An 11,280-nucleotide genomic window follows, 5' to 3' on the forward strand; every position below is an offset into this window, starting at 1 on the left:
ATTAGTTGATATTTGTAAACACCGTTTGCACATCTTCATCTTCTTCGAGTTTGTCGATGAGTGTATCGAGTTCTTCCATTTGTTTATCTGTAAGCTCAACGGGTGTGTTGGCTACATATTCAAGTGTGGATTTTTTAGGTTCAATGCCTCGCTCTTCAAAGGCTTTGCTCAACTCACCAAATGAAGTAAAATCACCGTAAATTCTCAAAATAGGCAGATCATCACCGTTTTCATGAGGTTCCACATCTTCTTCAATCTCTTCCAGTCCGTAGTCAATAAGGTCAAGTTCCAGCTCTTCGACATCCATATCTTCTGTTTTATCTATAACAAAGACAGCTTTTCTTGTGAACATGAAGTTGAGTGAGCCAGAAGTAAGCATCTCTCCGCCGTTTCTGGCAAGAATAGCCTTCACATTGGCAACTGTTCTTGTGTTGTTGTCCGTGGCACACTCAACAATCATTTGTACCCCGTGATGTGCTTTGACATCATACGTGATCTCTTTAATATCGGCAGCATCTTTGGCTGCTGCTCTTTTAATGGCAGCATCAATATTGTCTTTAGGCATATTCTGTGCTTTGGCATTTAAGATCGCAGTACGAAGCTTAGGGTTCATATCAGGATCCTGACCGCCTTCTTTTGCAGCCATAGTGATGATCTTGCCTAATTTTGGAAAGACTCTCGACATAGTCCCCCATCGTTTCATTTTCGCTGCTTTACGGTATTCAAACGCTCTACCCATGCTCATATCCTTCATTAAATTATTGCTGTAATTATACTCCTATTTGGTTTAGGTGTACTTTATGGGTGCAACTAGGCATTTTTAATATTTTTTTTCATTTGAAATGCTCTTATCTGAATGCTCCTTTTTATCTAAAATAAACCTAATATCTGTTAAAAGGAAAAAAATGTTAAAAAATATTTTAAGTAGTGGATATATTTTTGGTGAAGAAGACTATGCATTAAAAACAAAATATATATTGCTCAACAGTATGATGTCTCTACTTTCTGTAAGCCTTGCGATCGTTGGTTCATTCAGAATATTAACCGGATATTATATGCAAGGGCTCATAGATTATTTCGCTACAGCTACAGGTTTGTTACTGATATTCATATTACGGAAATTCAAAAAAGGACATTATCTGCTTGTCGCTTATGTTATGGCATTCATCTCTGCAACACTGATCATTGTTTCATACTATACAAGTAACGGGATCATCAATATCAATACATGGTTCATCGCATTGATCATTCCTATATTTTTTATTTTGGGGTACCGTATTGCTATGGTTATGGCACTGCTTTTTATGATCATCATTGCTACGTTGAATCTAAACTATGTACGTACCGATACGCTCAATACGATGTATGGATATGTTCCGCTTTTTCTCAGTGTGATCTTTTTGCATATTTATGAGTACAGGTTTTATGAATTTACAAAAGTATTGACAGATACCAATAACAATCTGGAACAAAAAGTCAAAGAAAAAACGTTGGAGAGAACACAGGTTTTAGAAGAACAGAAAAATAAACTGGATCATCAGGCACACCATGATCATCTTACAGCATTGCCTAACCGTGTAAAATTCCAAAAAGAGATACAAAAGAAGATAGATTTCAAAAGAGATGATGAAAAGCTGGCAATTTTTTTTATTGATCTTGATCATTTTAAGAACATCAATGATTCATTCGGTCATGATATCGGAGATCAGGTGATCAAGATCACCGCTGACAGAGTCAGACAATGCATACGTAAAGATGATACTCTGGCAAGGTTCGGTGGAGATGAATTTGTTGTATTGATCGATGACTATTATGATAAAAGCGATCTTGAAGTGGTAGCAGAGAATATCATCTCTTGTATCTCCAAGCCTATTTTGATAGAGAGTATGACAATGTTCATCTCCTGCAGTATAGGCATAAGTGTACATCAGGAAGAGGTATGCTCTCCCCATGATCTTATCAAGTATGCGGATACCGCTATGTACAAAGCAAAAGAGCAAGGAAGAAATATTTACCAGTTCTACTCGCCAAATATGACAGAAATTGCATTTGAACGAGTGTTGATGGAAACGAGTATGCGTTTTGCTCTTGAAAAGGAGGAGTTCGTTGTTTATTATCAACCTCAGGTGGATACACGATTGGATAAGATCGTTGGTTTGGAGGCTTTGGTACGTTGGAATCATGCAAAAATGGGACTTATCTCTCCTGCGAAGTTTATTCCTTTGGCAGAAGAGACAGGATTGATCGTTGTACTGGATCAATGGGTCATGAAAACAGGTATGAGCCAGATAAGACAGTGGTACAGAATGGGACTCAATCCGGGTAAACTTTCTTTAAATCTCTCTGTCAAACAGTTACAGGAAGATGATTTTATAGAAATAGTAAAGAAGATGTTACATGAAACAGGCTGTAAAGCGGAGTGGATAGAATTTGAGATCACAGAGAGTCATATCATCAATAATGTTGAAGAGGGTATAGAAACCCTGAATAAGATAAAAGCATTGGGGATTAGTATTGCTATAGATGATTTTGGTACAGGGTATTCATCACTTTCCTATTTGAAAAAACTTCCTGTGGACAAATTAAAAATAGACAGATCATTCATTATTGATATTCCTGATAATAAAGAGGATGCCGCGATCACCAATGCGATCATCGCTATTGCAGAGAGTTTGAACCTTAGAGTCATTGCAGAAGGTGTAGAAACAAGAAAGCAAAAAGAGTATCTGTTGGAGTGTGGATGTCACTTTATTCAGGGATATTTCTATCATCAACCTATGCCTGTACAGAGGATGGAAAAAGTATTACTAAAGAGTTAGCCTACTCTTCCTTACACTCTTGTTTGGTCAGGATCATTTTGATCACACTCTCGGTAGCCAAAAAAGAAGAGAGTGGAGCTTTGAAGAATTGCAGTTCTTTTCCCTGACCCACCATAGATGAAGTATGGTAGGGCAGGTTAATGTTCTCTATGAGCTTTTGGGCATCTTCCATAAAAGTGGCAACACCGACTTTATGAATATATTTCTGATGGGAGATAAGATGTGCATAGTAGCGTACAAAGAGCATGGATGCAGCTTTTTTATTGAGTGTAAAAAAGGAGAGAATATAGCTGGAACCCTCTTCATGAGGCAGGGCGAAATCTTCGTTTTTCAACTCTTTCTCCATGATGATACCGTTAATGATCTTTTCAAATGCACTTTTTTTGAGTTTAAGTACGAACAAGAGTCCGATGATCTCTTCAAAATATTCACATACCAAAAAGAGATTACCGGGAAGTTGTGCCCATTTTTTAAAATCATCTGCCTCAAGTTGTGTAAATCCATGATTGAAATCTTTATCCAGATAGGTATTGATATTGATCACTTTGTCGATCATAATAAAGTTTTTGAGCTGATAGACTCTAAGATCATCTATGGACATGGAATCAGAAGGAAAATTAAGAATGAGTTTTTTGCTTTTGCTTTCAGTAATGATGTTTTGCATCCCCACTTTACAAATACTCTCTTCTATTTCTGCTTCGGAATAGCTGTCAAAACAGGGCAATACCACATGGGTTAATGTTTGAAAGTATTTGATAATGCTGACCTGTTTGGCAAGTTTTGGCTTGGTAATGCCTCTTTCCCATTTACTGAGTGTTGTTGTGTCTAAGCCTTTAAAATGCTCCGTGTCAAAACTGTACAAAGCATGTACGAGCGCTTCCTGCGTATGTGAGTTAGCGGTTCGGCATGTTTTTAGGTATTCATTGAATTGCATGTCTGAGTATAACAAACCTTGGCTTTTAGAGTTAAGTCACCTTAAAGTTTCCCCAGCTACTATGACTCTATGAAATTAAATGAAATGCAATTAACAAATCCCTATCTGTCATTGCCGCAAGAATGTCACGATAGAGTAAAGCCTTCACCACTGGTAAAGCCTTTTCTCATTCATGCCAATGAAGCAGTAGCTAAAATACTCAATATTGATGAAGAAGAACTTCAAACAGAAAATTTTGTAAAGCTCATTAACGGTGAGTTTACAGCAGAGGGCTCAGATACATTTGCTATGTGTTATGCAGGGCATCAGTTTGGGCACTTTGTACCTAGACTGGGAGATGGTAGAGCCATCAATATAGGAACGGTCAATGGCTTACATATGCAACTCAAAGGAGCAGGTGAGACTAAATATTCTCGTTCTGGTGACGGACGTGCTGTGTTACGTTCAAGTATACGTGAGTACCTTATGAGTGAAGCCATGTATGGACTGGGTATAGAGACTACCAGAGCCTTGGGACTCATAGGCTCACAACATAAAGTCTATAGAGAGACTTGGGAGACAGGTGCCATCGTGCTTCGTGTGAGTCCTAGCTGGGTACGTTTTGGTACCTTTGAGTACTTCGCACATAAGAAGCGTTATGCCCAGTTGGAAGCCTTGGCAGACTATGCCATCGCCGAGAGTTATCCTCATCTTATGGATGAAGCTGACAAATACTTACACTTTTTTACAGAAGTCGTAGGCAAAACAGCCAGACTTATGGCGCAGTGGCAGGCTGTAGGCTTTCAGCATGGCGTGATGAATACGGACAATATGTCTATACACGGACTCACTATCGACTACGGTCCTTATGCCTTTTTAGATGACTATGACTTTGAAAATATTTGTAACCATACAGACCAGGGAGGACGTTACAGCTTTGGTAACCAACCAAACATAGGACACTGGAACCTTCAAGCACTCATGGTAGCATTTTCACCATTAGTGAACTCAGAAAAGCTAGAAAAAGCCTTGGAACACTACCCAAGACTCTACACCCAAAAATACCTCTACTTCATGGGAGAAAAGTTAGGACTGCAAAACGTCACACAGAAAAAAGACCTAGATTTGTTTAAACATCTGCTAGGTATGTTGCAGGGGCTCACAGTAGACTACACTGTATTCTTTAGAACACTAAGCCACTATGACGGAGACAGAACAACCTTGCTCAAACTCGGACTCTACCACAAGCCTATGAATGACTGGCTAGACAGCTATGATGAAAGACTCCAAGAAGATGCATGGAGTGCACAACAGAGACAAGCCTCTATGCTAAAGACGAACCCGAAGTATGTACTCAAAAACTATATGCTCCAAGAGGCGATAGATGCAGCACAAGAGGGTGAGTTTAAACTGGTAGATGATTTGTTTACCATCGCCCAAGACCCTTACTCTGAACACCCAGAGTTTGAGAGGTGGGCTGGGGTGACCCCTGATGTGTTTAAGAATGAGAAGTTGAGTTGTTCCTCATAAAGATTTTGTTTTAAGTTTAGAAGTTTTATAATGAAAAAAACCTTTATAAAGGAGGCTTTATGCATTATTTGACTTCCATAGATATGTGTGCATCTACAGAACTTGAGAGTGAGCTCAAACATTTCTTTAACCGTCTGCACCATATTAAACGCAGACTGCTTCATGAAAAAGCAGCACTCTCACTCAATCGCATCCAAAGAAACCGTTGCCGACAGAATATTTTAGATCTTGAAAGCCTAGAAAAAGATTTATATGCCATTGAACATAAAGATGACATGCGATATCTCTACAAAAAAGTCCACCGTTATGTCAAACTCGATCATGAAAGACTGATGGATATGTTTGGCAAAGAGACCTTTAGTCGTTGTTCGTTGTTTATTGCGTTATAATTCTGTTGATAAACCAATATTTGAGAGAAAAATGACTCTAGAACAACTACAACAAACTATAAGAGAAGAAGTAGGAGTATTGCTCTATTTCTCAGGAGAAAACTGTAATGTCTGCCATGCACTCAGACCTAAGTTTAAAGAGGTTTTTGACAAGGAGTTTCCACAACTCAAACAAATTTACTTGGATGCAGATGACAATCCTGAAATATCTGTACATTATTCGGTATTTTCAGTGCCAACAATGATAGTCTTTATGGATGGTAGAGAGTTTGCACGTGAGGGAAGGGCTGTGAGTCTGCATCAGTTGACAGAACAACTTAAACGTCCGTATAGAATGATGACAGAATAGGCAGAATAAGCCATTCCAATAAAAAATATTATGTTAATCAAAAAATAATTAAAAATATAAAAACCCCCATAAAACCCCCTAAAATGCAAAATAAGCCATTTTAACCCTATTTATTAACTAAACTTTAGATAAAATCTTAAAACTTTGATTTAAAAGGACAAAAATGGCTGATTTGTTTGAAAACAGTGATAATATACAAGAGATACGTATTGAAGATACAATGAGGGCTTCTTACCTTGATTACTCCATGTCGGTGATCGTGGGTAGGGCACTGCCGGATGCACGTGACGGGTTGAAGCCTGTGCATAGAAGAATCCTTTATGCAATGGAAGATTTACACCTTTCACACAGAAGTCCTTACAAGAAATCGGCGCGTATCGTCGGGGATGTCATCGGTAAGTACCACCCACATGGTGATAACTCAGTATATGATGCACTTGTACGTATGGCGCAGGACTTTTCTATGCAGGCACCGCTTGTAGATGGTCAAGGTAACTTTGGTTCGGTCGATGGTGATAATGCAGCCGCAATGAGATATACCGAAGCACGTATGACAAAGATTGCAGAAGAACTTTTGGGTGATCTTGACAAAGATACAGTAGACTTTGTACCTAACTATGATGATTCTATGAGTGAGCCGGACGTGCTTCCTGCACGTGTCCCAAACCTGCTGCTTAACGGTTCAAGCGGTATTGCAGTCGGTATGGCAACAAACATTCCGCCACACCGTTTGGATGAGCTTATCAAAGCATTGATACTTCGTATTGATGAACCTGAATCTACTATTGAAGATATGATGAAAGTGGTACAGGGACCTGACTTCCCGACAGGCGGGATCATCTTTGGTCGTAAAGGTATTACAGATGCCTATACGACAGGACGTGGACGTATCAAGGTGCGTGCCAAAACACATATTGAAGAGAAAAAGAATAAAGAAGTGATCATCATTGATGAGTTGCCTTTTCAGGTCAATAAGTCAAGACTCATAGAAAATATTGCGCAACTCGTACGTGACAAGCATATCGAAGGTATATCAGAAATACGTGATGAATCAGACAGGGAAGGGATGCGTGTGGTAATTGAACTCAAGCGTGATGCAATGAGTGAGATCGTACTGAACAACCTTTTTAAACAGACACAGATGCAGGTGACTTTTGGTATCATTATGCTTGCTATTGCAAACAAAGAGCCAAAAGTATTTAATCTTATGGAACTTTTTGACCTTTTCCTTAATCATAGAAAAACGGTGGTCATTAGACGAACCATTTTTGATCTTGAAAAAGCAAGAGCAAGAGCACACATCTTAGAAGGTCTTAAAATTGCCGTAGACAATATCGATGAGGTGATCAAGATCATTCGTGCATCTGCGGATGATGAAGAAGCAAGACATAACCTTATGGAGCGTTTCAAGCTTTCTGAAATTCAGGCAAAAGCTATTCTTGAAATGCGTCTGAGACGTTTGACCGGTCTTGAGATAGAAAAGATCGAAAATGAGTTGGCACAACTTCTTAAAACCATCGCAGAATTGGAAGCCATCTTAAAATCTGAAGAGAAAATCAATGTAATTATTCGTGAAGAGCTTATAGAAATAGGTGAGAAATTTGCTACCCCTCGACGTACTGAGATCGTAGATGACTATGATGATATTGATATTGAAGATCTTATTCCGAATGAGCCGATGGTCGTAACCATCACTCATAGAGGATACATCAAACGAGTGCCGGTCAAACAGTATGAGAAACAACATCGTGGGGGTAAAGGTAAAACAGCAGTAACGACGTATGATGATGACTTCATTGAAAGTTTCTTTACTTCAAATACGCATGATACACTTATGTTTGTTACAGACAGAGGACAGCTCTACTGGCTGAAAGTCTACCGTATTCCTGAAGGGTCCCGTACGGCTAAAGGCAAGGCAGTCGTGAACCTTATTAACCTTCAGGCAGATGAGAAGATCATGGCGATCATTCCTACAACTGACTTCAACGAAGACAAAGGATTGGTATTCTTTACGCAAAACGGTATTGTCAAAAGAACGAATCTTTCTGAGTATTCAAACATCAGAAGTAACGGAGTAAGAGCGATCAACCTTGATGAAGATGATGCGATCGTTGAAGCGAAGATCGTGATGCCTGAGACCAAATGGCTCTTTGTGGCAACAAAAAAAGGTCTGTGTATCCGTTTTAAAGTAGAAGATGCAAGAGAGATAGGACGTGTGGCACGTGGTGTGACAGCGATCAAGTTCAAGATAGAAGGTGACTATGTATGCGGTGCAACCGTTATACAGGATGAAGAAGATGAATTGCTTATGCTCTCTGAAAAAGGACTTGGCAAGCGTACAACTGCTTCAGAATACCGTGAACAGAACCGTGCAGGTAAGGGTGTTATATCTATGAAACTTACACCTAAAACCGGTGATGTGGTTGGTGTGGTCATGGTGGAAGAAGACAAAGACTTGATGTGTTTAACAAGTATCGGTAAGATGATACGTGTAGATATGGAGACTATCCGTAAAGCAGGTAGAAACACTTCAGGTGTAAAAGTGGTCTCTGTTGAGAAAAAAGATATCGTGGTCAGTATGGCAAAATGTCAAAAAGAAGAAAAGCTTAAAGATGAGGTAGATGAAGCTGATCCTTCAACAGGTTCAGGAAGCGAAGGCAGTGAAGCTGCAACAAATAATGATAATACATTAGGATTGGAATAACGGTGGAAAGAAAATATAACGTAGCAGTAGTCGGTGCCTCCGGTGCCGTAGGTGAAGAACTGTTTAGAGTATTGGAAGAGGTAGAGTTTCCTATAGCGGATCTTTTGCCCTTGGCGAGTGTGAACAGTATAGGAATAGAGGTAAAATGCCAAGGCAAGACCTATAAGATAGAAGAGCTTACAGAAGATGTATTTGAAGGTAGAGATATCGATATTGCATTTTTTTCAGCAGGGGGAAGCATCTCGGCAAAGTTTGCAAAATATGCCGTAGAAGCAGGCGCAGTGGTCATAGACAATACATCTCACTTTAGAATGGATCCTAAAGTGCCGTTGGTTGTACCTGAAGTAAACCCTGAAGATATAGAACTTTGGGAAGATACAGGCATCATTGCAAATCCTAACTGCTCCACCATTCAGATGGTGCAGTTGCTTAAACCATTGCATGATCTTTACGGCATTAAAAGAGTAGATGTCAGTACTTACCAGGCTGTTTCCGGTGCAGGAAAAAAAGGGATGGAAGAACTTGTCAGACAGATGCAGGACTTCTTTGCCTTTAAACTTGATGAGAGCAAGGTAGAAGCCTTTACTCACCAGATCGCACTCAATGTCATTCCTCAGATTGATGTAGCACAGGACAATGGCTATACCAAAGAAGAGATGAAAATGGTCAACGAGACCAACAAGATCATGCACTCTGATTTTGCTGTAAGTGCCACGTGTGTACGTGTGCCTGTACTTCGTTCACACTCAGAGTCTGTTACCATTACATTTGGGGAAAATGTAGACGTGAATGTAGAGGAAGCAAGAGAAGTCTTGGAAGCCTTTGAGAATGTCACCGTCATTGATAATCTTGAAAACAACCAATACCCGATGCCTATCATCTCTACCGATACAGATGAAACCTATGTAGGGCGTATACGTAAAGACCTTTATGCAAATAATATTTTGCATATTTGGGGTGTGGCAGATCAGGTCAGAGTAGGGGCTGCAACCAACTCTGTACGTATTGCCCAAAAATGGATCAAACTGGAGGAAAATGCCTAATGCTGGAGAGAATATTTGAAGGTGCTATTTGGAACAGTAGATTCATTGTCCTTTTGGCTGTTATCTTTGGATTATTGGGAGCGATCATACTTTTTGTGGTAGCCTCTATGGATATTTGGAATGTGGCTGTCTATGCATTTGATGCTATCATCACCCATGCACATCCTGAAAAGTTTCATGAAAATATAGTAGCAGGTATTATTGGTGCAGTAGATTTGTATCTTATCGCTGTGGTGATGTTTATTTTTGCATTTGGATTATATGAACTCTTTATTTCGGATATTGATCAGGCAGAGGGTAAAAATGGTTCTAAATTATTGGCTATACATGACCTGGATCAACTCAAAGACAAGATCGCAAAAGTAATTATAATGGTTTTGATTGTGAGCTTTTTCCAAAGGGTACTTCACACAGAGTTTGCAACACCTTTGGAGATGTTGTATTTCGCGTTGTCTATTACAGCGTTGGCTGTAGGACTTAGTTTTTTAAGCAAAGTAGGAAAACATTAATGGCAAATAAAATATTTGTAGACGCATGTCTAGGCAAAGAGACACCATACACACCGGTATGGATGATGAGACAAGCAGGACGTTACCTGCCGGAATATATGGCAGTACGTGCTGAGGCAGGAAACTTTCTTAACCTCTGTCACGACCCGGAAAAAGCATGTGAAGTGTCACTTCAGCCTGTGGATATTGTAGGTGTAGATGCAGCTATTATGTTCTCAGATATTCTCGTTATCCCAGATGAGATGGGTATGGATTTGAGCTTTGTCAAAGGTGAGGGACCCAAGTTCTCTGACCCACTAGAGACACAAGCTGATGTCGATAGACTCATTGGCGGTGAAGAGGCAGCAAGCAAGCTTACCTATGTGTATGATACTATTAAGCTCATCAAAGAACGTCTGGCAGAGGACAAGGCTCTCATCGGTTTCACAGGAGCACCATGGACACTGGCGACCTACATGATAGAAGGACAGGGTACCAAGACCTACAACATCTGTAAAAAGATGATGTACTCCAACCCGGAGCTGCTCCATAACATCCTTGCCAAAGTGACTGAAGTAGTTAAACTTTACATGGAAAAACAAATTCAGGCAGGCATCGATGTCGTACAAATCTTCGACTCGTGGGCATCTGCCATCGAACCAGGTAAATACGATGAATTTTCATGGAAGTACATGGTTGAAATAGCAGACTACTTGAAATCCAAGTACCCTGATACGCCTATTATCATGTTCCCTAAAGGTATTCCCGCGTTCATCGAGCGTGGACTTGTCTATGGTAATTTCGATGTCTTTGGTGTAGACTGGGGAACCCCAATGGCACTAGCCAAAGAGAAACTTGGGGACAAGTATGTCCTTCAAGGCAACATGGAACCCTGCCGTCTCTACTCTAAAGAAGCGACCACAGCATGTGTAGAAGCCATACAAGAGATCATGGGCGGCAAACGCCACATCTTTAACCTTGGACATGGCATCCTGCCTGATGTACCTGTAGAGAATGCCAAGCATTTTGTAAGTGAGTGTCAGAG

Annotated in this window: 10 protein-coding genes; 8 read left to right on the forward strand and 2 right to left on the reverse strand. The window is 40.0% G+C overall.

What is annotated here, in order from left to right; genetic code table 11:
• Position 1 precedes the first annotated feature (1 nt).
• Positions 2-739, reverse strand: a complete 738-nt coding sequence (locus tag MVE01_RS10170) for a YebC/PmpR family DNA-binding transcriptional regulator (protein WP_472562076.1) — start codon at positions 737-739, stop codon at positions 2-4.
• A 166-nt stretch (positions 740-905) separates the two neighbouring features.
• Here MVE01_RS10170 and MVE01_RS10175 point away from each other — a divergent pair, with 166 nt between their 5' ends.
• Positions 906-2,819 carry a putative bifunctional diguanylate cyclase/phosphodiesterase gene (locus tag MVE01_RS10175; RefSeq protein ID WP_472562077.1) on the forward strand — a complete coding sequence of 638 codons (1,914 nt, stop codon included), beginning with the start codon at positions 906-908 and terminating at the stop codon, positions 2,817-2,819.
• 1 nt (position 2,820) lies between these two features.
• Here the strand turns inward: MVE01_RS10175 and MVE01_RS10180 are convergent, their stop codons facing one another.
• Positions 2,821-3,753, reverse strand: a complete 933-nt coding sequence (locus tag MVE01_RS10180; RefSeq protein WP_472562078.1) for a helix-turn-helix domain-containing protein — start codon at positions 3,751-3,753, stop codon at positions 2,821-2,823.
• An 84-nt stretch (positions 3,754-3,837) separates the two neighbouring features.
• Between MVE01_RS10180 and MVE01_RS10185 the strand changes: the two genes are divergently transcribed.
• The 7 genes from MVE01_RS10185 to hemE form a co-directional block, all read left to right on the forward strand.
• Entirely contained in the window at positions 3,838-5,262 is a 1,425-nt protein-coding gene (locus MVE01_RS10185; RefSeq protein ID WP_472562079.1) for a protein adenylyltransferase SelO, read from the forward strand.
• A gap of 59 nt (positions 5,263-5,321) precedes the next feature.
• Entirely contained in the window at positions 5,322-5,651 is a 330-nt protein-coding gene (locus MVE01_RS10190) for a hypothetical protein (protein WP_472562080.1), read from the forward strand.
• Between the two features lie 31 nt (positions 5,652-5,682).
• Complete coding sequence (locus tag MVE01_RS10195; protein ID WP_472562081.1) at positions 5,683-6,000, forward strand: thioredoxin family protein; 318 nt, start codon at positions 5,683-5,685, stop codon at positions 5,998-6,000.
• A 163-nt stretch (positions 6,001-6,163) separates the two neighbouring features.
• Positions 6,164-8,704, forward strand: a complete 2,541-nt coding sequence (gyrA, locus tag MVE01_RS10200; protein ID WP_472562082.1) for a DNA gyrase subunit A — start codon at positions 6,164-6,166, stop codon at positions 8,702-8,704.
• A gap of 2 nt (positions 8,705-8,706) precedes the next feature.
• On the forward strand, positions 8,707-9,747 hold the full coding sequence (locus MVE01_RS10205) for an aspartate-semialdehyde dehydrogenase (protein WP_472562083.1): 1,041 nt from the start codon (positions 8,707-8,709) through the stop codon (positions 9,745-9,747).
• Positions 9,747-10,256, forward strand: a complete 510-nt coding sequence (locus tag MVE01_RS10210) for a YqhA family protein (protein WP_472562084.1) — start codon at positions 9,747-9,749, stop codon at positions 10,254-10,256. The genes MVE01_RS10205 and MVE01_RS10210 overlap by 1 nt, the downstream gene beginning before the upstream one ends.
• On the forward strand, positions 10,256-11,280 hold a 1,025-nt coding region (gene hemE, locus MVE01_RS10215), incomplete at its 3' end, for a uroporphyrinogen decarboxylase (protein WP_472562085.1). The genes MVE01_RS10210 and hemE, both read left to right, overlap by 1 nt.

The organism is Sulfurovum sp., from assembly GCA_026990595.1.
GTDB lineage: Bacteria > Campylobacterota > Campylobacteria > Campylobacterales > Sulfurovaceae > Sulfurovum.